Origin of the sequence: Maritalea sp., assembly GCF_047634455.1 — a bacterium.
Taxonomy (GTDB): domain Bacteria; phylum Pseudomonadota; class Alphaproteobacteria; order Rhizobiales; family Devosiaceae; genus Maritalea.
In genome coordinates, this window is sequence record NZ_JBLIAI010000014.1 from 20,810 (window position 1) to 42,751 (window position 21,942).

Below are 21,942 nucleotides of genomic sequence, written 5' to 3' on the forward strand. Positions count from 1 at the left end.
CCGCCAAATCGAATCACCCAACCATAGCCCCTGTGCGAATCTGGCAACAAGAGTCTAAATGCGACCATGAACAAAAAAGGGTGGCACGAGGCCACCCTGATCTTGAAATGTTCTGCGAATGAATCGCAATCGCAGTTTTAGTAGCGATATTGCTCTGGTTTGAATGGGCCATCTTTTGGCACGCCAATATAGTCGGCTTGTTCTTTTGTGAGCTTTGTCAGCTTGGCACCGAGTTTTTCCAAATGCAATTCCGCAACTTTTTCGTCCAGATGCTTTGGTAGCACATGAACCGCGTTGTCGTAATTCTCTGCTTTGGTCCACAATTCGATCTGCGCCAATGTTTGGTTGGCAAATGAAGCACTCATGACAAAGCTTGGATGCCCCGTTGCGTTGCCAAGATTAACAAGGCGACCTTCGGACAACAATATGATCCGACTGTCTTCGCTAAGGTGCACGATATCCACTTGCGGTTTTACATTTGTCCATTTGAAGTTTTGCAATTCGGCAACTTCAATTTCATTGTCAAAATGTCCGATATTGCAAACGATTGCCATGTCTTTAAGGCGACGCATCGCATCCATTGTTACGATGCCTTTGTTGCCCGTACATGAAACTATGATGTCAGCCCGCTCAGCAGCGTCGTCTAAGGTTACAACTTCAAAACCATCCATCGCTGCTTGCAGCGCGCAGATTGGATCAACTTCTGTCACCAAGACGCGCGCGCCTGCACCGGCCAATGATTGGGCTGAGCCTTTGCCCACATCGCCATAGCCACAAACGATTGCCACTTTGCCAGCCATCATAACGTCGGTGCCACGACGGATCGCATCCACCAAGCTTTCACGACAACCATATTTGTTGTCGAACTTAGATTTGGTGACACTGTCATTGACGTTAATGGCTGGAAACGGCAATTCGCCACGCTCTGCCAATTGATAAAGGCGCATCACACCTGTGGTTGTTTCCTCAGAAACGCCGCGCAGGTTTTCGCGGACTTTTGAATAAAAGCCCGGGTTTGCAGCGATACGTTTTTTGGCCTGGGCGGAGAAATATTCTTCTTCTTCGCTTTTTGGGTGATCCAACACTGTTGGATCGGTTTCCGCTTTTGCCCCGGTGAGCACCAACATTGTCGCGTCGCCACCATCATCAAGGATCATGTTGGCGGTCTCGCCATTGCCCCAATCAAGGATGCGGTCTGCAAAGTCCCAGTATTCTTCCAGCGTTTCGCCCTTATGCGCAAACACGGCAATGCCTGCCGCTGCCATAGCCGCCGCAGCGTGGTCTTGAGTTGAAAAGATGTTGCAGGATGCCCAGCGCACGTCAGCGCCCAGCGCGACAAGCGTTTCAATCAGCACAGCTGTTTGAATGGTCATGTGTAACGAACCTGCAATCCGCGCGCCCTTTAGGGGCTGCGCTGCTGCAAATTCTTTGCGGATGGCCATCAGACCTGGCATTTCGATCTCTGCCATCTCAATTTCAGTACGTCCCCACTGAGCCAGTGAAAGATCTTTTACCGCATATTCTTGTGTTAAGCCGCTCATGGCGCGTCTCCTATTGAACCCAATTGCCGCCATTCATACGCGTTCATTCTTTACTATTCAATAAAGACATAAAGAAATATTTATATCCCCAATGCTGGTCAGCGTGAAATGCGCACCCGGCGACGGAACGGCCATGCAAATATACCCCAAACAAAACGGAACAATCCCCAGCCAATAAGCAATCCGAGCCCCAAAAATGTCAGCCCTGATGGGGTAACCGGCACCGCAGGTTTGTAACTATTCATTGTATCCGACAGGAGTTTTGGATCCAAATGGCTTGCGAAGGCGGTGAATTGTTCCACAGGCCCTGCATCAATGAGAGCTTGTTGATGGGCTTTCAGGTTCTCAAACCGGGCAATTGTTTGAGAAATTGACAGGCCGCGCTCAATCAAAAACTGATCTGTGGACGCATCGTAGCGGGCGAGGGCCTGATCGCGGTTGAGACCTTGGTTGGCCGCATCTTGGTCAAAATTTTCAATCACGACCCCAAGCTCTTCAACCGCCCCACCCAAGCGTTGCTGATATTGCTGTGTATATTCAGGATATTGAGACGCGGTTAAACCACCGGCCAAAGCCCCAACCAACAAAAAAGGTGATCGCATCAGTTCCTCGCAACGTTCGTCACCGTGGAAAAAAGTTATCGCGTTGATGGCGTGTGCAAGGGCTAAGCCTGCTTGACTTCAACCCCATCGGTATCTTCGTCAAACCCAGCTTCCACCAGCGCCACAATTGCTTCTAGGGCTTCTCGGGCTTGCGGGCCTTTTGACTGGACCAGTACTGTCGATCCTGGTCCTGCGCCCAACATCATCAATCCCATGATGGAGCAACCACCAACCGTCACCCCATCGCGGGTTACTGAAATGTCTGCCCTAAAACACTCAGCCGTTCGTGCAAATCGAGCAGATGCGCGTGCATGCAGGCCGCGCTGATTTACAATCGTTAAGCGCTGTCCAAATGCTTTTTCTGGTTGGCAAGAATTGGGCATGATGGTTATGATTAAACACCACCCAGCACATCATTGGCAACGTTGATATATTTGCGCCCAGCCTCTTGGGCTTCATGTACCGCATCACGCATATTCATATCAAGGCGGACACGTGCCAGCTTAACCAGCATGGGCAAATTGACCCCAGCGATCACATCAACTTCACGGTTTTCCATCACTGAAATGGCCAGGTTTGACGGTGTGCCACCAAACATGTCCGTCAGAATAACCACACCCTCGCCGCTATCTGCACTGTGCACAGCGTCCAAGATATCTTGGCGGCGCATTTCCATATCATCATCAGGCCCGATGCTTACGGCTACGCATTGTTCTTGCGGTCCAACCACATGCTCAAGTGCGGAACGAAATTCGTCCGCAAGTCTGCCATGTGTTACCAACACCATGCCAATCATATATGACGCTCCTCATTCAACGACGTCGATCTTCTTATATATTGTTAGTTTTGCCGACCAAGCGGTTGCACGCAAGTCAAAATCGGCGCTATGTCGCTTACCTCAACGCGCCAACCTTCAAAAATATCAGCGTTAACTGTTTTCTGCTTGTTGGACACGTTTGATCGCCTCAATTACCAACAATCGTTGGTGCACGCTATCAATTAATGAACGAATGGGCACCGGGCAACGCGGAATTTTTACGCCCATCAATTCTGTTTCAAATTCTTCGTTTTCCGGCATTCTATCCAGCTCGTTGAGCAAGTCGATCACCAGATTTACCTTGGTCTGCTCTGTTGTTGCCCGTTCAATAACGCCGCATCCGCGCAACTCGATTTGACCTGCGATCTGTGGCGGGGACTTACATATCACCGCACCATCTTCAACATGCAACAATACCCGGTCATCTGAAATGAGAAAAGCCTCAAGCCCTTGCGTTTCAGCGCGGTCCAACAAATCCAGGGCCAACAAAGATTTTCCGGCGCCAGATTGGCCGCGCAGCAAGATGCCATACCCGTCATAAGTTATACCAGTTCCAAAGACGTTTTCAGTTTTTTTAGACATAGTTGGCCTCTAAGTGGTTGTTGGGAGACAGACTGTAAACTCTGCCCCTGATCGATCTTGCCTGTTTTGAACGCTGATTGTACCGCGATGAGCCTCAACAATTTGTTGCGAAATTGATAGGCCCAAACCCGAGTGATTGCCAAAACCATCGCTGGATGGTCGGTCTGTATAGAACCGCTTAAAAATTTGATCGGTTTCGCCGCGAATACCGCTGCCCTGGTCTTTGACGATGATGTTCACCATTTTGCCCAAACGATTCAGCTCTATGTTAACAATAGCGCCTTCGGGCGAAAAAGAAACAGCATTATCAATCAAGTTGGTCAGGACCTGAGCCAAGCGCCCGTCATGACCGGGGATGAGTTGTTGGTTGAGCTTGAGTTGGTCGACAAAGTTGATCTTGACTTGGCGTTTCGCCGCAGTTTCCGACTGGATATCCACAATTGTTGACACCAACCCTGAAATATTGACCTCACCAAATTGTTCTCGAGCCAGTTCCGCGTCTAAACGCGAGGCCTTGGAAATGTCGGTGATCAATCGATCAAGTCGCCTGACATCATGTTGAATAATCGTGGTCAGGCGCGAACGATCTTCGTCGTTTTTAACCACGGGCAGTGTTTCCACCGCACTGCGCAAAGACGTCAATGGGTTTTTGAGTTCATGGGCAACATCGGCCGCAAAACTTTCAATAGCTTCGATGCGGTTGTAAAGCGCGTCTGTCATGTCGCGTAGGGATCCGGACAAATGTCCTATTTCATCTGGCCGATGTGTGTAGTCTGGGATCTCCTCGCGCGCGGTCATGGAGGTGCGAACACGTTGCGCTGCTGCCGACAAACGTCGCATTGGGCCCGCAATCGTTCCTGCAAGCAAAAGTGACATAATGGTGGTGATGGAGGCCGCGATTAAAAAAATCTTGAAGACGTTCCAGCGCTCTTTCTCCACCACATGATCAATATCGCCCGGCGCAGTGGACAACAAAAGCACCCCCACATTGGTTTTCAGCCGTCGCACCGGCACGGCCACGGACACCACCAGCCGATCATTGACGTCAACACGCACAATTGAAGCGGTTGAACCGCCAAGCGCGGATTTTACTTCAGGATATTTCAAGCCCTCCGCACCGGAATATTCTTGATAACGCGGGAATTCGCCCGCGCGCAGCCAGCGGAAAAACCTGTTCCACCAATCAACAAAAAACAAAACTTCGTCGTCCACTGAGCCCGAAATTTGGCGCAATACGTCACCGCGTGCATAAATATTATCGCTGTCCAGTATCAATAATCCGGATCGATCATAAATCCGAGCGCGGGTGCCAGTGGGGGTAATGAGGTTGCGCAGCAACGGGGCGACGCGTTCTGGATTTATGGGAAATTCAAGCGATTGATCGAAAAAGCTCAGCGTTGACGCGGGGTCATCCCCTTGCAATTGCAAGAATTTATCCGGATCGACGGTGATAACATCGGAATCCACGGAAGCCGAGGCGGCAATCGCCCCAGAAATAATTTCGCCCTGCACGCGCAAACTATCAACGCGCGCATCGATCAGTCCAGCGCGCCATTGGTTGAGATACAGAATCGCAATCACCAGCGCGGCGAGAGCGGCAAGGTTAAGCACCACAATTCGGCGCGTAAGCGAGGAAAATATGGTGTAGCCGAACAACCGTTGCAACGGGTGCAGCAATGTGGAAATCACAGATTTAGGGCGCCCAGACGCTTTTTTTCCGGTCGCCGCATCTTGCAGTTTTTCCGGTTGTTCCGTTGTGGAATGGGAGGAGGCCCTCTCTGGGGTCAAAATGCCTATTGCTCCTTAAAGCGATAACCAACGCCGTACAATGTCTCAATCATGTCAAATTCAGCATCAACGACACGGAATTTCTTGCGTAGACGTTTAATGTGACTGTCGATGGTGCGGTCATCCACGTAAACTTGATCGTCATAAGCTGCATCCATCAAGCTGTCGCGGCTTTTTACGACACCGGGACGTTGGGCGAGTGCAAAAAGAATTAAAAACTCCGTCACAGTCAGCGTCACATTCTTTGCGTCCCAGGTTGACGTGTGGCGTTCTTGATCCATGGCGAGCCGACCGCGTTCAAGCACTGACTTGGAGGGCGAGCCGTCTGAGTTTTGGCTGTTGCCTTCCGGGCGCGCTTGCCCGCGACGCAAAATTGCCTTCACCCGCTCGACCAGCAAACGCTGCGAGAACGGTTTAGTGATGAAATCGTCGGCGCCCATTTTAAGGCCAAACAACTCGTCAATCTCATCATCTTTAGAGGTCAAAAAGATCACCGGAATATCCGATTTCTGCCGCAGGCGTCGCAACAATTCCATGCCATCCATACGGGGCATTTTGATGTCCAAGATCGCCAAATCCGGCATGTCAGAGGTTAGCCCTTCAAGGCCGGATGCGCCATCGGTATAGGTGCTGACTTGGTATCCTTCTGCCTGCAAGGTCATGGCAACCGAGGCGAGAATGTTTTGGTCATCATCAACAAGAGCGATTTTTGGCATATTTATTCCTTCCGGCCACATCATATATGATTGGCGGCAAATGAAAAATCAACATTGCTTGTTCATTGCACCGACAATTGCGCACAAATTGTGACCTGTTAGACTGATTAACTTTCCCCATACATCGATATGCAAGACAAGTTACCACATTTGACACATGTACATCATGTGAGCGAATCTGTAAAATTTACCATATATTTTATACATTTAGCTGGGTTAGACAAAGGTCGTACGACCTATCGCCAGATGGAAATTTGCGGATAAAAACCCTAGGTTCTTTTGACCGAACAGGAAAATTTCTCCTTATTTCGGCATGTTTCACGAATGACAGCAGGATCAGCCCGATGAGCACCATCACACGGCGGGAAATTAATCAGACCATTCAAGCGAATGCAAAATCGCTTTCTTACAATGACAAGGCGCCTGTTTTGGCATCGCTTGCGGTAAAGCGCGATGAAGTTGTATTTAGCGCCGATGGCGCGTTGGTTGCCGACACCGGTCAACATACTGGCCGCTCAGCGCAAGACAAATATATTGTTGATGACGCGCTAACCCATGACACCGTGTGGTGGGACAATGCAAAAGCTGCGTCAACAGAACAGTTTGATTTACTGCTTGGCGACATGCTGGACGCTGCAAAAGACAAAGAATTATTTGTGCAGCAGCTTTACGCGGGTGCTGACGTCTCGCATCAGTTGAACGTCGAAGTTTTCACTGAGAACGCTTGGCATGCCTTATTCATTCGCAATTTGCTGATCCGCCCGGCGCTCGCCGCTTTGGGTAACTTTGAATCAAACGTGACGATTGTCCATTTGCCAAGCTTTAAGGCAGATCCAGCGCGCCATGGCACACGGTCAGAAACAGCTATTCTTTTGGATTTTAGCCGCAATATGGTGCTCATATGCGGTACAGCCTATGCTGGTGAAATCAAAAAATCTGTGTTCTCATTGTTCAACTTTCACGCGCCCCAAAGAGGCGTTTTGCCGATGCATTGCTCTGCTAATATCGGCAAAGATGGTGACACCGCGCTATTTTTTGGCCTGTCAGGAACGGGCAAAACGACTTTGTCGACAGATCCTGAGCGCACTTTGATTGGCGATGATGAACATGGCTGGCATGCCGATGGGGTGTTTAACCTTGAAGGCGGCTGCTACGCCAAAACCATTAAATTGTCACGCAATGCGGAGCCTGAAATTTTTGGTGCCACCGAGCGTTTCGGCACTGTGCTTGAAAATGTGGTGCTTGACGAAGAAACCTTGAAGCCAGATTTCAACGATGGGTCAAAAACTGAAAACACCCGCGCCGCATACCCATTAACCGCTTTGGACAATGTGAGCCGCACGGGCATAGGGCCGACGCCAAAGTCTGTGATTTTGCTCACCGCTGATGCATTTGGCGTTTTACCGCCTATTGCAAGGCTGACACCTGACCAAGCGATTTACCACTTCTTATCGGGTTACACGGCCAAGGTGGCAGGCACCGAGCGTGGCATTACCGAGCCACAAGCAACATTTTCAGCCTGCTTTGGCGCACCCTTTATGTCGCTGCATCCCAGCGTTTATGGCAAAATGTTGAAAAAGCAACTTGGCGAAAGCCTTGCCGAATGTTGGTTGCTGAACACGGGTTGGACCGGTGGCCCTTATGGGGTTGGTGAGCGCATATCAATCAAAGACACCCGCACGTTGCTGACAAGCGCCTTGTCTGGCGAGTTGATCAACACACCGATGCGCGTTGACCCCATATTTGGCTTTGAAGTCCCCACCATAGTGGAGGGCATCGATGCTGGCCTGCTTGAGCCACGCACCACTTGGGAAGATGGCAATGCCTATGACGAGCAAGCCGCCAAATTGGTCAAGTTGTTCGAAGACAATTTTGCAAAATTTGGGGCAAGTGCTGAAGAATTGGCAGATGCAGGACCAAGCCTGAGCAATGCGGCTTAGGGCTAAGTAGAACTAACTATTTCATACTCAGAGCTTGGGGGTACGCCCCCGGCTCGCACCATTTTTTGTCGACATGACCTCCCCATTCTGCTAGTCATTTAACAGTATATTGTATTTCGCCGTTTTTGGTTTGTTAACCATAATGCGGCAGCGTATTTTTAGAGGTATTATTATGAGCGTTTTGGCACGAGCAGACTGGGCATTTGGGGCATTTTGGGCCGTTTTTACTGGCGTTCTTTTTGGGCTGGCCAGCGTGTTTGTTCTTGATCGGCCGATCGACATAGAATTCATTCTTCAAAATATCGCCCTTTGGACTGCTGCTGGCATTGTGATGTCAATCGCGATTGGCTTAAAGCGACGCTAGATAGGCCCGCAAAAACTCATCTCTATTTTCTCAAATTTGTGGCTTGACCCTGACGTTGCGTAAGGGGCTATTTCTCTTTTCAGCGGAAGGAAAAGGGTTATGCTTAGCTATAGGGTTAAACAGGTTGCACAAATGGCGGGCGTTTCTGTGCGCACGCTGCACCATTACGACCAAATCGGCTTGCTTGAACCTGCCTACATTGGCGAAAATAGCTATCGGTACTACACGCGCGATGAATTGGTGAAATTACAACAAATTCTGTTCTTTAAGGACATGGGATTGAGTTTGAGCAATATCGCCAAAGCGCTGAAAAACTCCGAAGCTGAACGTGCCCAGGTGCTGATTGAGCACAAGAAACAATTGCAAATGCAAGCGCGTCGCCAAAACCAACTCATTAATACGATTGACCGCACAATCGATGAGTTATTGGGGAATGAGAAGATGAAAGTGGAAGATCTTTACAAAGGCTTTTCTGAAGAAAAGCAACACGAGCATGAGCAATGGCTGATTGATAATCATGGGCGGGATATGAAACAGAGCATCGACGCGGCCCGCACCAAGATTGAAACCGACGCGGTTGGCGGCAGGGAACAGCTGATCGCCCAGCGGATGGCAGAGCTTCAGGACATAGAGAGCGAAATAATACTTGCGCTACAGGGTGGCATTGCTTGCGATGACCCAGCTTTGGACGAAGCGATAACACGCCACCGCAATTGGGTGGCAAAATGGTGGGGCAGACAACCAGACCATCCTTCGTACATCGGGCTGTCGCAAATGTATCAAAGCCACCCCGATTTCATTGCACGGTACGAAGCGTTAGCGCCCGGCTTCACAGAATATTTGGGTGGGGCGATGGCTAGCTTTGCCAATAGGTGTTTGCGCTAGTTCCTATTTTATTGGTTTGGTCCGATAATGGTAGTCATATAGCTCTGTCGAAAAGCCAAGTTTTTTGTAAAGAGCGCGCGCAGCGGTGTTTTGTGCCACCACTTGCAATGCGGCTTTGGTGGCACCCAACCTTTTGCATTTGGCAAGCAAACTGGACAACAGTTTGGCGGCACGGCCCTGACGGCGAAACTTTGGCGCTGTTTCTACTGATTCAACAATTGCGATGTCGCCAATCACCACAGCGTACGCAATAGCGGCAAGTTCTTGGTCTTCTTCGATATGTGCGAACAAAATGGGGTAACCGATATTGAGCAATGCTTGGCGGAACCACACATGACTGTCCGCTGAGAAATCCGCCCGTTCCAGCGCAAATTGCAGCCATCGATCTTCTGGGTGCGTCGTGATTTGCACATCTTGCTGCCATTCAAACCCAGACATTGTTGGGGCAAGCAGCGTTTTGGTGCGCGCCTGAGCTTCATCAAAATGATTTAAGTCCAGAATATTGTCGAGTTCGCTGATCATTTCTGGCACACGAAACACGGTGTTTTGATCACATGCTGCATAAAAATTTGTTGCCGCATCAAGCAATTTGGCATCAACGGGTTGATGCTGGAAAGTCGGATTTACCGAATTAATACGTCGCGATTTGGTGCCAACGGTTTGGCGAAACTCAAAACCTTGGCATGATTGTATTTGTTCCGCGGGCCATGCGGCAGCGCATGCGGCTTCAACTTGCCAACAAAGCTCAAGGTTTTGAATGTTGGACATAACTACAGGCCTTTCAACAATTTATAGTGAAAAGTTAGCAGCCGATCAGAGTGGTGTATAGAAAATATGTTCGCCGATTTGCTTAACTTCTTGATAGGCAGACGCCCATTTGGGTTGAACGCGCTTGGCATGATAAAATAACGTAGTATCGGGCAACAAATTTACAGACTTTTGCTGCTGGAATTGCTTGTATGCATAATTTGCAATCAAGCCCGCTTTGACCCAGCTGACCCGAACGATGCGGTTGCCGTTGCCGCCCACATCCGACTTGCCGTCACAGGCAAACGAAAATTGGCACCGATTGGGCTTGTCCGCGTTCTGATAAACCACACCACAAACCGTATTTGGGTATTTGGCGTACTTGACACGGTTAAGAATGACCTGCGCTACGGCCCATTGCCCAGCTTCGGGTTCGCCCCGTGCTTCATGGTAAACTGCTTTTGTGAGGCAGTCTTTTTCGGCTTGAGCTATTTTCAATTTTTCAGCGGTCGGGGTGAATTTGGTTTTTGCATAAGTGGAAAGCAATTGTGGTGTGAGGTGGGTTGATTGCTGCTCAGCGGCAGCAGGCAATGCAGCAAGGAGCACAAGTGCACAAGCCAACCCGAATTGCTTTAAAAGTCGTACCACAAGCAAAATCCCAAATTCCCCAACCCGACCGGCTGGCTGCAACATAGTTTTTGTTTTAACGCGAAGCCAGCCCGTTGTTAAGTCATGGTTAACCACATTTTTTTACATTTCGTTAATTGATAGGAAATGGTGGCATTTGCGCAACCTTTTTCTTTAATTTTTGCGCAATCGTGGAGCTACTCTAGGGCTTGGCAGCTCTCTAAATAGGGCGTACCAATTCAATACTTGGTGCAATTCGCCCCATTCTCCGCTCAGCCATACGCCGCTTTTTGTCTACGCGTGCTCCCAAAAGGTTTGATTATGTCTCTCGTGTCGCCTAGCCCGCCGCTATCTGAATTGTCGTCACGCCAATGGCAGTGGATCGGCGCCGGTTTTATGATGACCTTCGCCTCGATGGGCGGGCAAACGTTGTTTATCGCGCAGTTTAACCGCGAAATTCGGGCCTATTTTGAGCTTACCGACGGCCAGTTCGCCGGGCTTTATACACTTGCAACGCTGTTCAGTGCTGTTCTAATCGCGTTTATTGGCAATGTTACCGACAAATATTCACCCCGGTTTTTGGGCGTCATTTGCCTTGTTGGGTTGGCGCTGACCGCGTTAGCAATGTCATTTGTGAATAACTGGGTCGTCTTATGTTTGGTTTTGTTTGGGATGCGGTTTTTCGGACAAGGCATGTTGCCGCACATCGCGCAAACCGCCATGTCGCGTTGGTTCAACCGATTTAGGGGGCGGGCGCTTGCCTTTTCGCAAATGGGCTATACGGCGGGTGAAGCCATGTTGCCCTTTATCGTCACCACGGCGCTGATCAGCCTCAGTTGGCGCGATGTTTGGGCCATTGTTGCAGCGTTTCTGATCATTGTGATGCTGCCGTTGGTGCTTGTGTTTTTGCGTGATCCACCGGATGGCAAAAAAGCCAAGGCGCGCGGCGACGTTAACCCGGACAGTGCTGAAACGACGGCTTTGACGGGTGCGCACTGGACGCGCAGCACAGTATTGCGTGATCCTTTGTTCTGGTTGCTCATACTTGGTGCGATGACGCTGCCAGCTTTGGGTACACTATATTTTTTCCATCAAGCGCACTTGGTGGGCGTTAAAGGATGGGACGTTACAACCTACACCGCTTGGTTCCCCATCATGGCGATTACCGGCGTTTTAGTGTCGATCCTGTCCGGCTTTCTTGTGGACAGGTTTAACGCCTATAAGTTGCTGCCGGTATTTTTGCTACCTGTGGGCGTCGCCTGCCTCATCATGGCGAACTTTGATAGCGTTTGGACAATACCCGTTTTCCTTACGGTATTGGCGATGGGTACTGGCATGACCCCGTCAGTGATCGGCGCACTTTGGGCTGAAATGTATGGCACAACCCACATAGGAGCTGTTCGCTCGCTTGCGATTGCCGGTATGGTTTTCGCGTCGGCGGCAGGCCCTGGAATTTCTGGCGCGTTTATTGATGCAGGCATCAACCTTGAAACGCAAAGTTGGTTCTATGCCGCATATTGCTTTGCCATCTCAGCGCTATATCTTGTCTTGCAACCCCAATTGGCGCGCCGAAAACTGGAGCTTGACCCAAGGTAGCTTTGTTTTGACAGGATTTAACGATGACAGTGAATATTGTTGAAATCACCCCGAACAATAAAGCGCTTTTGACCAATGTTACTGATGATGTTTTTGATTATGGTATCGCCGCGCCACAGCTGGACGCCTATTTGGCGCAAAGCAATCACAAGCTGATTGTGGCGGTTGTTGATGATCAAGTGGTTGGGCAAATCCGCGGCATGATCCATTTTCAGCCCGACGAACCGCCGCATCTCTATGTGGATAATTTGGGCGTTGCCCCTGAGCAAAAGCGAAAAGGGATAGCAAAAGCACTGTTTGAAGCGCTTACAGATTGGGCCAAAGCCGAAGGTTGCGTTAGCTTTTGGGTGGCCACAGAAACTGACAATCATGAAGGCAACAGCTTTTACCGTGCTATCGGGCTAAAAGGTCAAACCATGTATTTGTATGAACAAGACATCTAGGTCGTTGTTTGTCGTCTCATTATTTTTTGAGCAGTTTTCGTAATCCAAACATGGCCAAAAACACAATTCCACCTGCCGCGAAAATAAAAGTCAGCGGCAGGAATAGACTCTCTTGCAGGACGTTGTTTTCGTCGACCCCACCATAAAAGGTGCTTTCCGCAATGCCACTTGCCGCAGCTAGGCCGAAAAACGCGAGACTGATGATGCATAGCGGATGTCGCATATTGGATGCCTGTTACTATTTGAGTGTGGGCGTGACAAACCGATAGGCGAAGATTTGGACAAAACTAGGTCAACAATTGCGCAGCGCATCCACAAAGCTTTTCAGATACACCAACAACCTTCCGGGCGCAGGTTGGCCCAAGGGCGTAAAATGGTAATTGAAGTTGCTTATATTACAGCCTGGGCAATTTCGCGCATATGCCGCATGTCGGTGCCGCAACAGCCACCAAAAATCTTCATGTGCGGATAGGTGTTTTTGATCAGCCCCATATAGGCCCCCAGTTCTTTTGGGTCACCATCGTCAAGTTCTGTGGATTTATCCAGTTCTGCATGCGAACAGCGCGACGCATTGACCACCACACCCGCCAATCGCTTAATCCAGGGACTGTCATCCAAGTTGGGTAAAAAATGCTCCGGGTGCGCGCAATTGATCAAAAAGTATTCCGCATAATTTTCGGTCGCCGCATCGACCGCGTCAAGCGCCTCCCCCAAGGGCATGCCCGTCGGCAATAGGCCGTCAGTCTCAACGGTGAATGAAATGGCGATGGGCAATTCGTGTTTTTGGGCCGCGCGAACGATGCCCATCGCTTCCTCTGGATAAGAGATGGTGAACGCGCTCACAATGTCTGGTTTGGCTTTTGCCAACTGCGCAATTTGCACGCTATGATAGTGCTCGGCTTCCTCGTCATCCATGTGACTTTCGGGCAAGTACCCGTCACCACGTGGTCCAACTTGTGCACTCAAAACAATCGGCACGTCGCCGACATTATCGCTTAAGTCACGCATAAAATCGATGGCATCAATATTGATTTGTTCGAGAAGCTTTGGCCCATGTCCAAGCCGCGCAGCCCGATCTTTGTTGGCGACCCATGTGACGCTTTCAAACATCACACCGCAGCCAAGCTCGCGCGCCAGATCAACCTGCGCCATGTAAGATGTGGCCAAAAGCGCCCGCCCCTCGTCCGTTTCCAGCAGAGGAAAGGTCGCAAATCCGGGCAAATCAACGCCCTGATTGAAAATCAGATCTGTTTCAATCCCAGTGTAACAAAGGAGCGGTCGGTCGAGTTTTTCAAGGATGGGCAAAGTGAGCTACCAAGTCCTTGGCTTCTTTAGATTAGTACCTTTGATAGTTAAAGGTAGTTGAGACCTCCTGAGTGCGCTCGATCTAATCGTACGAACAAAATCAGCGTGTTTTCTCAACTCCTGTGACGTTTTAGAACGCCCCGGTGTAACCAAGCCCAGAAGTTTCTTTGGGTGGTGCTGCTTTACCAGCCTCATTCCTTCTGCCATGTCGCTATCATTCGAAACAACAACTGCGCAGTCAAAATGATCCAGCCACGCCGAATTTAGCAAGTTTACCGCTAGATTGACATCAGATCCCTTTTCTTCCGTTTTCATCACTTCCAACGTGTTGGGGGGTGGTGCCGCATTTTCCATTCGAACTTTGTGTCTCAAAAAGTGACCATAATGAACGTGCAGCTCAGGTGTTGTGGCCATCAATGCCCGGATATATGCCTGCTGCCTTTGAGGTGCCTGTGGATCTGCGGGTTTTGGTTTTATTTGAGCCGTGAAATAGTGAATATCGACAATCTCATTGGTCGGCATAAGTACATTCTGAAAAAGCTTCATCAAGTCGAGCCACTTGAAAGCTGAACCTTTTAAGCAACCATAATATAAGTTGAATCCATCAATGAATATTGCTGTTTTCAAAAAACCACCTCAAAAAAGGCAAAGGCCCCTTACGGGGCCCTGCAATCTGCGGACTAGTCCTACAGATGGAATACAAAATTTATACGTTTTTCGCACAGATTTGTCAACGAAACATCTAATGCGCATCGTTCCAATTGTTCGCAGCGCGGGCATCCACCTGCAAGGGCACTGACATGGAAATAGCGGGCATTGGCGCGTCGATCATGACTTGGGAAATCACTGGGATCGCCGCTTCTGCTTCACCTTCTGGCACTTCAAAAATCAATTCGTCATGCACTTGCAATAACATTTCGGCGGGGACGTTTTTCGCTTCTAAAACGCCTTCCATTTGGATCATCGCGCGGCGGATGATGTCTGCTGCTGACCCTTGGATGGGCGCGTTGATGGCGGCTCGTTCATAGAATGAGCGATGGCCCGCATTTTTGGTGTTGATGTCTGGGAAGAAGGCTTTGCGGCCGAACATTGTTTGCACATAGCCTTTGTCATGCACGAATTTTTTGGTGACTTCCATATAGTCTTTGATGCCGGGGAAGCGTTCGAAATAGGTCTTGATATAGTCCCCGGCTTCTGTGCGCGAAATGCCCAACTGATTGGCGAGGCCGAACGCTGAGATGCCATAGATGATGCCGAAATTGATGGCTTTGGCGCGACGTCGTACCGATGGGTCCATGCCCTCAATCGGCACGTTGAACATTTCAGATGCGGTCATGGCGTGAATATCCAAACCATCCGCAAAAGCCTTTTTCAATTCAGGAATGTCCGCAATGTGCGCCAGCACCCGCAACTCGATCTGGCTATAATCGGCAGAAATCAACTTCTTTCCCGACCCTGCCACAAAGGCTGTGCGAATTTTTCGACCGTCTTCGGTGCGCACCGGAATGTTTTGCAAGTTTGGGTCTGACGACGACAGCCGTCCAGTTGCCACCGCTGCTTGCGCATACGACGTGTGTACGCGTCCTGTATTTGGATTAACAAAAGTCGGGAGCGCATCTGTGTAGGTTGATTTCAGTTTGGACAGGCCGCGCCATTCCAAAATACATTTGGCAAGATCGTTGCCTTCGATGGCCATATCCTCAAGCACACCAGCGCCGGTTTGCCACGCGCCGGTTTTGGTTTTTTTGCCGCCGGGTAATCCCATTTTGTCAAATAAGATTTCGCCCAACTGTTTGGGTGAGCCCACATTAAACCGCTCGCCCGCCAGCTCGTGAATTTCGGCTTCCAAACCAGCGGCCCGTTGCGCAAAATCACCAGACAGTCGGGCCAAGATTTGCCGATCCACATGAATACCGCGCGCTTCCATGCGGGCCAGAACAGGCACCAAAGGTCGTTCTGTGGTTTCATAAAGCGTGACGGCTTTTTGTGCCACCATATGTGGCTTTAGGACCTTCCACAATCGCAACGTAATGTCTGCATCTTCTGCGGCATATTTGGCCGCATCCTCAATCGGAATTTGGTCAAATGTCTTTTGTTTTTTACCCGTGCCAACAAGATCGGTAAACTTTATCGGCTTGTGGTCGAGCCATTTTTCGCTTAGCGCATCCATGCCGTTGTTGCGCGCGCCATCGGTTGCATAGGACATCAACATGGTGTCGTCGATTGGGGTCATATTAATGCCGTAACGCATCAACAAGCCCATATCATATTTCATGTTTTGACCAATTTTGAGGATCGACTGATCTTCAAAAACGGGCTTGAGTTTGGCGATGACATCTTTGGTTGGCAATTGGTCCGGCGCCATGCCGCCACCCAACAAATCATCTTCACCCGATTTGTGAATGAGCGGAATGTAACAGCCATTGCCCACTTCGGTGGACAGGCAAATGCCGACCAAATCAGCTTGCTGATTGTCGAGCCCGGTTGTTTCTGTGTCGACAGCCACATAACCCTTGCCTTTGATCCTATCGATCCAAGCATCAAGCGCGTCCATGATGCGCACGATTTCATATTTCTCATGTTCAACCGGCAGCCCACAAAGTTCCAGCGCAACTTTTTGTGCCAGGGCCAAGGGCGTGTTTTCCCCCGCATCAGTTGTGGGTGCGGCAGCGCCTTCAGGGGCAGGTTCTGGCGCAAGCGATGCGTCAGCATCAATCGCGTCGGCATCTGCATCAATGGCGGCGGCGACGCGTTTGGTGATGGTGGTGAATTCCATCGCTTTAAGGAACGGAATAATCAGTGTTGCATCGAGCGGCTGGCGCACAAAATCGTCCAGTTGCACGTCAACCGGCACGTCGATTTTTAGCGTCACCAAATCACGCGACACCCGCGCTTGGTCGGCAAATTCGATCAGATTCTCTCGGCGTTTGTTTTGCTTGATCTCACCAGCGCGGGCCAAAAGCGTATCAAGGTCACCATATTCGGCGATCAGTTGCGCTGCGGTTTTTATGCCAATGCCGGGCACACCGGGCACGTTGTCGACGCTATCACCGGCGAGCGATTGAATATCGATCACCTTGTTTGGGGCGACGCCGAACTTTTCAAAGACTTCTTCTGCGCGGATCCACTTGTTTTTCATGGTATCGAGCATGGAGATTTTATCTGTGACCAATTGCATCAGATCTTTGTCGGACGAAACAATGGTCACATTCATGCCCTTGGCTTCCGCCTGACGCGCATAAGTGGCGATCAAGTCATCCGCTTCAAAACCTTTTTGTTCAACCGAAGAAATCGAAAAGGCACGGGTTGCCTCTCTGGTCAGCGGAAATTGGGGCACCAAATCTTCGGGCGCAGGCGGGCGATGCGCTTTATATTCAGGGTAGAATTCATTGCGAAATGTTTTGCCAGAATGGTCAAAGATCACCGCCATATGGGTCGGCGTTTCCATCTCCTCGGCTTCAAAATCCAGCGTCAGCTTATAGAGCATATTGCAAAAGCCGGATACGGCCCCAACCGGCAACCCATCGGATTTGCGGGTAAGTGGCGGCAAGCCATGATAGGCGCGAAAAATGTAGGTCGAGCCATCTACCAACAGCAAATGCATGTTTATCCCCTTAAGAGCACTCGTGAATCAAAACGGTTTTGTCGTTCAATCTAATCGGATCAGCAAGTTGGGTCTATGGGGGATTGAGTTGGCGTCAAACTCTAAGCTGGTGCCAAACTATGGCTTTTTGAATTATGGCTTTGATGGGCAACGTCCCGTCAATTGTCACAATGTCAGTTTCGTCTGGTGCGGGCAATTGCAGCGTTTGCAATTGGCTTGCGAGCAAACCAACAGGCATATAGTGCGCTGTTCTACTTGCAATGCGTTGGGCAAGCACTTGTGTATTTACATCCAAAAATACAAATCTGCAATTGGCCACACGCGCTCTTATGGCGTCGCGATAGATTTTCTTTAGGGCCGAGCATGCAACCGTTGTGTTGGTATTTTGCGCCAATGTCGCATCGCAAACATCCTGCAACCACCCTGCCCGCATGTCATCGGTTAGCGGCACACCGGATGCCATTGATGCAACATTGTCAGCCGAATGGAAATCATCCGCATCCAGAAAATTACCGTCAATAGCGTCCGATAATGCCTTGGCGATTGTTGACTTGCCCGTGCCGCTCACCCCAATCACAAATATTGCTTGATTGTGATTGCCGATCTGATCGGTCTGCGTTTGGCGCGCCGTGGTCATAGCTGCTTGATGTCCTGTTTTCGTGGTTTGTTTTGATGTGCTTAATGTACCTAAACAGAAAAGTATTCATGGTCGAGATGAACAAACCGCTTTGTGTGCTGTCAAAGCCGATTTTTTTGCACAAATCCCCATTGTGAAGCGCGTGCGGTTCGGTTAAGTTCGCGCCAGTTTCACGAAGCAGCAATTGCTTCTTGCAGACGCACCCGTAGCTCAGCTGGATAGAGCGCTGCCCTCCGAAGGCAGAGGTCATGAGTTCGAATCTCGTCGGGTGCACCATAGCTTTGAGTTCAGACCCTAGCAAGGATAGGTCAGATTTCGGTTGGACCATATGTGCGCTCTGAAATGTCAATTGCAGAAAACTCCTTCTCAACTGCTGTCAAAAAGATTGCCTCGGCATCTGATTTGCGCCGCGTGGGGTTGCTGATCAAGTAAATATCGATCATCGGCAGATCTTCATATGGCGGCAATTGACGAATATGCCCAGCGGCTACATCTTGTTCCGCAACATGGATAGGCAGCGCACCGATCCCGATGTTTGACATGATCATCCGTCGGATTTCATTGAGACTAGACGAAACGCCGCGCCAAGTATTTGCGAGTCCCAACCGTGCCCGCAACAAAGAGATTGCCTCAAGTGGGCCGCCTTCTGCTTCGGTTTGAAAGGCAACGAAGGGTTCCCCCGCAAGCTCTTTGGGGTGAATAACTGGCGCCTTGAAAAGTGGGTGGCGCGCCCCACAATATAGGCCAAAATATTCGCGATAAATGATCAACGCATCCAAGCTTTTGGGCAATTTGGATAGCAAACAAATGCCAAAGCTTGCGCGATTTTGCGCGATCACCGTCTCAACCTCATCGCTTTCACTGACCGAAAACGAGTAGGTAACGTTTGGGTGCGCGTTTGAGAATCGATCTAAAAAATCATCGAAGTGTTTGGAGATGACATGGCTCGTGATGGCAATTGATAGATGTCCGCGCAACTCTTTGTTATCTGCATCCATTAGCGAGGGGAGCTGGGACACCGCGCCGAAAATTGTCGCGCACTCTGCGTATAGAATTTGTCCGGCCCGGGTTACGGTGAATTCGTTGGGCTTGCGAATAATCAAAATTTGTTCTGTGGCGCGCTCGAGTCGCTTGAGCGCGAACGAAATGGTTGGTTGTTTCAGACCCAAAAAGTCTGCGGCTTTAGATATCCCACGCTGCTCGACCACGACCATGAAGGTGCGCAGCAGGTTCCAGTCCAAGTTCCAAGGGAAACGATGATGGGACGGGTTATGCATAAATTTTACCTATATTAAAGATGTTGTATATTTATTTGCGCAATATCTCGTGTCATGCAAGTGTCTTTTCTGGAATTCGACGCATCCGTGGGGCAAATCCCATCTGGTGCGAAATCAACAAGGGAGAGAAAACATGACCGTTCGTCGTACTTTTTTGAAATTTGCAGTTGCCGCTGTTGGCTTTGCTGCTATGGGGATGACCCCCGTCGTTGCAGAAGAACTGGACATTTTGAAAGAAAAAGGTGTCATTCGCATCGCAATGTCTGGCGCATACCCTCCGTTCAATTTCGTGAACGATGAGAATCAGGTTGTTGGCTTTGATCCAGCAATCGGGACCGAAATAGCCCGGCGTATGGGTTTGGAAGCGGAAATCGTGACCACAGCATGGGATGGCATTATTGGGGGGCTTTTGGCCAACAAATATGACGCGATCGTTGGGTCGATGACCATCACGAGTGAACGTGATGAAGTCGTGGATTTCGTTGGCCCATACTATGCGGACAAACGGGCTATCTTCACCAAGCCTGGCTCAAATATTAAGAGCCTTGCCGATCTGGAAGGTAAAAAAGTTGGGCTGACACTTGGTGAAACGCACGAAGATTGGGCGCGCGCCAAGGGTTACAATATCAGCACCTACAAAGGCTTGCCTGAGTTGCTGCTTGAACTGGAAAATGGCCGCGTGGATGCCATTGTGAATGATTCAATTGCTGCCATACTTGCTATGACCGCAAAAGGTCAAGCGTTTGCAATGTTTGACGATCCGGACACCGCGCCATTTGGTGCAGGCATTGCCATCCGTGAAGGAAGCCCAGAGCTGGCTGCTGAAATGCAAAAGGCGCTTGATTCCATGATGGAAGACGGCACATATCTGGAACTTGCCGAAAAATGGATTGGTGCGGATATCCGCTAACGGCCCATGCATAATTGTCCCGTCGCCATTGGTGGCGGGACAATTCTTGAATATTTGTTACGTCACCATTTGGCCACTGTCATTTTGCGCAACAAACGTAACGCATACTCTTCACCAGTGACAATGTTCCCAAACAGACTACTCTTTGAGAAGATTATGTCGGTTCGGCTACGAGTTTTACAGATTGAGCGACGGGAAAAATCCCACTCGCAGCGGTCAACGAAAGGATAGGTTATGGATTTTGAGCTGATGCAAAAGGTCTACCCATTTTTTGTTGAGGCGGCATGGGTGACCATCATTCTGTCGGTTCTCACCGCTATTCTGGGGTTGATCTGTGGAGCATTAGGCACATTTGCGCGATTATCTCGCTTTGCAGCGTTTCGATTTATCGGAACGGCATATGTCAGTGTATTTCGCGGCACTCCTGCGCTAATTCAGCTTTTCATCTTATATTTCGGTGGCCCGCAAATTGGCATCCAACTAGATGCGTTTCAGGCTGGCGTTATTGGTCTTGGGATCAATGCAGGCGCCTATATGACGGAGACGATCCGCGGCGCTATCATCTCTATTGACCGGGGTCAGGCCGAGGCAGCCCGAACACTTGGACTTAGCCAATGGCAGGCGATGTACAAAGTGATCCTACCGCAGTCAGCACGGCTGATGGTCCGCCCGCTTGGCGTCAATATTAACGCTCTCATTAAAGCAACCGCGCTTGTGGCGGCGATTTCGGTTGTTGAACTGACCTACACCGCGCAACGCTATATCGGCTCGACCTACAAGCCTTTTGAAATGTTCCTGCTCGCAGGCATTCTCTACATGATCATCATTTATGTTACCGGCCGAGGTGTCACTTGGTTGGACCGCAAAGTGCAGATCACATAACCGGGAAAGGATAAACAGATGGGGCTCGATTTTTCGATTCTTCCAAAATACATGGATGTATTGTTGCTGGGAAGTCTGTGGACCATCGGCATTACGCTGGCAGCTTCACTACTAAGCTTTGTTGGCGGCATCGTTTTTGCGGTGATCGCACTCTATGCGCCATGGCTGGTCCGGCAACCCTTTCGCCTGATCGAATGGATGTTCATGGGCACGCCGCTTTTGTTGCAACTTTTCCTAATCTATTTCGGGTTGGTGCAAATAGGAATTGACCTGCCAGCTTTTGTGGCTGGCATTATCGGGCTTGGATTGCATTTCGCTGTCTATAATTCTGAACTGATACAGACGGCGATCCTTGCCGTGGATAAAGGCCAAATGGAAGCAGCTCGCACATTGGGATTGGGCCGCGGGCAGGCCTTGCGCAAAGTGGTCATTCCTCAGGCTGTACGGGCTGTCATTCCGCCGATTGGCAACAATATGATTGCACTGCTTAAAGACAGCGCGCTCGTCTCGGTGATTGGGGTGAGTGAACTTACGCTATCAGCTCAGCGCATGATCGGTAAAACCTACCGACCATTTGAGTTCTACCTGCTTGCCGCCGCGCTTTATTACACCATCAACCTGGGTATGGAATGGGTGCAGCGCCGCATTGAACGCCGCATTTCATCCTCCCGCTGAGTTA

23 protein-coding genes and 1 tRNA gene are annotated in these 21,942 nt (G+C 49.9%); 9 read left to right on the forward strand and 15 right to left on the reverse strand.

The genetic code is table 11. The annotated features are described in order from the left end of the window. Positions 1-137 precede the first annotated feature (137 nt). From ahcY to ACJAZW_RS05900, 7 genes are all read right to left on the reverse strand, one after another. Positions 138-1,541 (reverse strand): adenosylhomocysteinase, encoded by a 1,404-nt coding sequence (ahcY, locus tag ACJAZW_RS05870; RefSeq protein ID WP_415156005.1) that lies wholly within the window; start codon positions 1,539-1,541, stop codon positions 138-140. Between the two features lie 98 nt (positions 1,542-1,639). Next, positions 1,640-2,143, reverse strand: coding sequence for a DUF2937 family protein (locus ACJAZW_RS05875; RefSeq protein WP_415156007.1), 504 nt, complete (start codon positions 2,141-2,143; stop codon positions 1,640-1,642). Positions 2,144-2,205: 62 nt separating this feature from the next. After that, complete coding sequence (locus ACJAZW_RS05880; protein ID WP_415156009.1) at positions 2,206-2,526, reverse strand: HPr family phosphocarrier protein; 321 nt, start codon at positions 2,524-2,526, stop codon at positions 2,206-2,208. An 11-nt stretch (positions 2,527-2,537) separates the two neighbouring features. Continuing rightward, positions 2,538-2,939, reverse strand: coding sequence for a PTS sugar transporter subunit IIA (locus tag ACJAZW_RS05885; protein WP_415156011.1), 402 nt, complete (start codon positions 2,937-2,939; stop codon positions 2,538-2,540). 132 nt (positions 2,940-3,071) lie between these two features. Next, a complete protein-coding gene (locus ACJAZW_RS05890; protein WP_415156013.1) occupies positions 3,072-3,542 on the reverse strand; it encodes an HPr kinase/phosphorylase in 471 nt (156 codons plus the stop codon). A 9-nt stretch (positions 3,543-3,551) separates the two neighbouring features. After that, on the reverse strand, positions 3,552-5,330 hold the full coding sequence (locus ACJAZW_RS05895) for a stimulus-sensing domain-containing protein (protein ID WP_415156015.1): 1,779 nt from the start codon (positions 5,328-5,330) through the stop codon (positions 3,552-3,554). A 5-nt stretch (positions 5,331-5,335) separates the two neighbouring features. Further along, positions 5,336-6,046, reverse strand: coding sequence for a response regulator transcription factor (locus ACJAZW_RS05900; protein ID WP_415156017.1), 711 nt, complete (start codon positions 6,044-6,046; stop codon positions 5,336-5,338). Between the two features lie 344 nt (positions 6,047-6,390). Here ACJAZW_RS05900 and ACJAZW_RS05905 point away from each other — a divergent pair, with 344 nt between their 5' ends. The 3 genes from ACJAZW_RS05905 to ACJAZW_RS05915 all read left to right on the forward strand — a co-directional run bounded on the left by ACJAZW_RS05905 (position 6,391) and on the right by ACJAZW_RS05915 (position 9,235). Continuing rightward, positions 6,391-7,986: a phosphoenolpyruvate carboxykinase gene (locus tag ACJAZW_RS05905; protein WP_415156019.1), complete on the forward strand. Its 1,596-nt coding sequence runs from the start codon at positions 6,391-6,393 to the stop codon at positions 7,984-7,986. A gap of 172 nt (positions 7,987-8,158) precedes the next feature. After that, entirely contained in the window at positions 8,159-8,350 is a 192-nt protein-coding gene (locus tag ACJAZW_RS05910) for a hypothetical protein (protein WP_415156021.1), read from the forward strand. A gap of 99 nt (positions 8,351-8,449) precedes the next feature. Beyond that, a complete protein-coding gene (locus ACJAZW_RS05915) occupies positions 8,450-9,235 on the forward strand; it encodes a MerR family transcriptional regulator (protein ID WP_415156023.1) in 786 nt (261 codons plus the stop codon). Between the two features lie 3 nt (positions 9,236-9,238). Here the strand turns inward: ACJAZW_RS05915 and ACJAZW_RS05920 are convergent, their stop codons facing one another. Then, on the reverse strand, positions 9,239-10,003 hold the full coding sequence (locus tag ACJAZW_RS05920; RefSeq protein ID WP_415156025.1) for a GNAT family N-acetyltransferase: 765 nt from the start codon (positions 10,001-10,003) through the stop codon (positions 9,239-9,241). Positions 10,004-10,048: 45 nt separating this feature from the next. Further along, the gene (locus ACJAZW_RS05925) at positions 10,049-10,630 is read right to left on the reverse strand and encodes a cell wall hydrolase (RefSeq protein WP_415156027.1); all 582 of its coding nucleotides are present in this window, start codon (positions 10,628-10,630) and stop codon (positions 10,049-10,051) included. 300 nt (positions 10,631-10,930) lie between these two features. On the opposite strand from ACJAZW_RS05925, the gene ACJAZW_RS05930 reads away from it, so the two are divergent. Together ACJAZW_RS05930 and ACJAZW_RS05935 are read left to right on the forward strand one after the other, a co-directional pair. After that, positions 10,931-12,205 carry an MFS transporter gene (locus ACJAZW_RS05930; protein ID WP_415156029.1) on the forward strand — a complete coding sequence of 425 codons (1,275 nt, stop codon included), beginning with the start codon at positions 10,931-10,933 and terminating at the stop codon, positions 12,203-12,205. Between the two features lie 23 nt (positions 12,206-12,228). Next, the gene (locus ACJAZW_RS05935; RefSeq protein WP_415156031.1) at positions 12,229-12,648 is read left to right on the forward strand and encodes a GNAT family N-acetyltransferase; all 420 of its coding nucleotides are present in this window, start codon (positions 12,229-12,231) and stop codon (positions 12,646-12,648) included. A 19-nt stretch (positions 12,649-12,667) separates the two neighbouring features. Here ACJAZW_RS05935 and ACJAZW_RS05940 read toward each other — a convergent pair whose 3' ends face one another. The 5 genes from ACJAZW_RS05940 to ACJAZW_RS05960 form a co-directional block, all read right to left on the reverse strand. Further along, complete coding sequence (locus ACJAZW_RS05940) at positions 12,668-12,871, reverse strand: hypothetical protein (protein ID WP_415156033.1); 204 nt, start codon at positions 12,869-12,871, stop codon at positions 12,668-12,670. Positions 12,872-13,038: 167 nt separating this feature from the next. Beyond that, complete coding sequence (locus ACJAZW_RS05945; RefSeq protein WP_415156035.1) at positions 13,039-13,953, reverse strand: homocysteine S-methyltransferase family protein; 915 nt, start codon at positions 13,951-13,953, stop codon at positions 13,039-13,041. 6 nt (positions 13,954-13,959) lie between these two features. Then, positions 13,960-14,580: an NYN domain-containing protein gene (locus tag ACJAZW_RS05950; RefSeq protein ID WP_415156037.1), complete on the reverse strand. Its 621-nt coding sequence runs from the start codon at positions 14,578-14,580 to the stop codon at positions 13,960-13,962. A gap of 115 nt (positions 14,581-14,695) precedes the next feature. Next, positions 14,696-17,557: a DNA polymerase I gene (gene polA, locus ACJAZW_RS05955; RefSeq protein ID WP_415156039.1), complete on the reverse strand. Its 2,862-nt coding sequence runs from the start codon at positions 17,555-17,557 to the stop codon at positions 14,696-14,698. A 94-nt stretch (positions 17,558-17,651) separates the two neighbouring features. Then, positions 17,652-18,194 carry a gluconokinase gene (locus tag ACJAZW_RS05960; protein ID WP_415156041.1) on the reverse strand — a complete coding sequence of 181 codons (543 nt, stop codon included), beginning with the start codon at positions 18,192-18,194 and terminating at the stop codon, positions 17,652-17,654. 199 nt (positions 18,195-18,393) lie between these two features. Here ACJAZW_RS05960 and ACJAZW_RS05965 point away from each other — a divergent pair. Further along, positions 18,394-18,470, forward strand: a tRNA-Arg gene (locus tag ACJAZW_RS05965). 32 nt (positions 18,471-18,502) lie between these two features. Here ACJAZW_RS05965 and ACJAZW_RS05970 read toward each other — a convergent pair. Then, a complete protein-coding gene (locus ACJAZW_RS05970; protein ID WP_415156043.1) occupies positions 18,503-19,471 on the reverse strand; it encodes a LysR family transcriptional regulator in 969 nt (322 codons plus the stop codon). A 133-nt stretch (positions 19,472-19,604) separates the two neighbouring features. Here ACJAZW_RS05970 and ACJAZW_RS05975 point away from each other — a divergent pair, with 133 nt between their 5' ends. The 3 genes from ACJAZW_RS05975 (at position 19,605) to ACJAZW_RS05985 (ending at position 21,938) form a co-directional block, all read left to right on the forward strand. After that, positions 19,605-20,381 (forward strand): transporter substrate-binding domain-containing protein, encoded by a 777-nt coding sequence (locus ACJAZW_RS05975; RefSeq protein WP_415156045.1) that lies wholly within the window; start codon positions 19,605-19,607, stop codon positions 20,379-20,381. A 234-nt stretch (positions 20,382-20,615) separates the two neighbouring features. Continuing rightward, entirely contained in the window at positions 20,616-21,263 is a 648-nt protein-coding gene (locus tag ACJAZW_RS05980; protein WP_415156047.1) for an amino acid ABC transporter permease, read from the forward strand. Between the two features lie 18 nt (positions 21,264-21,281). Next, positions 21,282-21,938 carry an amino acid ABC transporter permease gene (locus ACJAZW_RS05985; protein ID WP_415156049.1) on the forward strand — a complete coding sequence of 219 codons (657 nt, stop codon included), beginning with the start codon at positions 21,282-21,284 and terminating at the stop codon, positions 21,936-21,938. Positions 21,939-21,942: the final 4 nt, after the last annotated feature.

What these genes read in the sequence shown, in the direction of transcription:
- ahcY (WP_415156005.1), bottom strand. Translation starts at nt 1,541, where the DNA reads ATGAGCGGCTTAACACAAGAATATGCGGTAAAAGATCTTTCACTGGCT.
- ACJAZW_RS05875 (WP_415156007.1), bottom strand. Translation starts at nt 2,143, where the DNA reads ATGCGATCACCTTTTTTGTTGGTTGGGGCTTTGGCCGGTGGTTTAACC.
- ACJAZW_RS05880 (WP_415156009.1), bottom strand. Translation starts at nt 2,526, where the DNA reads ATGCCCAATTCTTGCCAACCAGAAAAAGCATTTGGACAGCGCTTAACG.
- ACJAZW_RS05885 (WP_415156011.1), bottom strand. Translation starts at nt 2,939, where the DNA reads ATGATTGGCATGGTGTTGGTAACACATGGCAGACTTGCGGACGAATTT.
- ACJAZW_RS05890 (WP_415156013.1), bottom strand. Translation starts at nt 3,542, where the DNA reads ATGTCTAAAAAAACTGAAAACGTCTTTGGAACTGGTATAACTTATGAC.
- ACJAZW_RS05900 (WP_415156017.1), bottom strand. Translation starts at nt 6,046, where the DNA reads ATGCCAAAAATCGCTCTTGTTGATGATGACCAAAACATTCTCGCCTCG.
- ACJAZW_RS05905 (WP_415156019.1), top strand. Translation starts at nt 6,391, where the DNA reads ATGAGCACCATCACACGGCGGGAAATTAATCAGACCATTCAAGCGAAT.
- ACJAZW_RS05910 (WP_415156021.1), top strand. Translation starts at nt 8,159, where the DNA reads ATGAGCGTTTTGGCACGAGCAGACTGGGCATTTGGGGCATTTTGGGCC.
- ACJAZW_RS05915 (WP_415156023.1), top strand. Translation starts at nt 8,450, where the DNA reads ATGCTTAGCTATAGGGTTAAACAGGTTGCACAAATGGCGGGCGTTTCT.
- ACJAZW_RS05920 (WP_415156025.1), bottom strand. Translation starts at nt 10,003, where the DNA reads ATGTCCAACATTCAAAACCTTGAGCTTTGTTGGCAAGTTGAAGCCGCA.
- ACJAZW_RS05930 (WP_415156029.1), top strand. Translation starts at nt 10,931, where the DNA reads ATGTCTCTCGTGTCGCCTAGCCCGCCGCTATCTGAATTGTCGTCACGC.
- ACJAZW_RS05935 (WP_415156031.1), top strand. Translation starts at nt 12,229, where the DNA reads ATGACAGTGAATATTGTTGAAATCACCCCGAACAATAAAGCGCTTTTG.
- ACJAZW_RS05940 (WP_415156033.1), bottom strand. Translation starts at nt 12,871, where the DNA reads ATGCGACATCCGCTATGCATCATCAGTCTCGCGTTTTTCGGCCTAGCT.
- polA (WP_415156039.1), bottom strand. Translation starts at nt 17,557, where the DNA reads ATGCATTTGCTGTTGGTAGATGGCTCGACCTACATTTTTCGCGCCTAT.
- ACJAZW_RS05960 (WP_415156041.1), bottom strand. Translation starts at nt 18,194, where the DNA reads ATGACCACGGCGCGCCAAACGCAGACCGATCAGATCGGCAATCACAAT.
- ACJAZW_RS05970 (WP_415156043.1), bottom strand. Translation starts at nt 19,471, where the DNA reads ATGCATAACCCGTCCCATCATCGTTTCCCTTGGAACTTGGACTGGAAC.
- ACJAZW_RS05975 (WP_415156045.1), top strand. Translation starts at nt 19,605, where the DNA reads ATGACCGTTCGTCGTACTTTTTTGAAATTTGCAGTTGCCGCTGTTGGC.
- ACJAZW_RS05980 (WP_415156047.1), top strand. Translation starts at nt 20,616, where the DNA reads ATGGATTTTGAGCTGATGCAAAAGGTCTACCCATTTTTTGTTGAGGCG.
- ACJAZW_RS05985 (WP_415156049.1), top strand. Translation starts at nt 21,282, where the DNA reads ATGGGGCTCGATTTTTCGATTCTTCCAAAATACATGGATGTATTGTTG.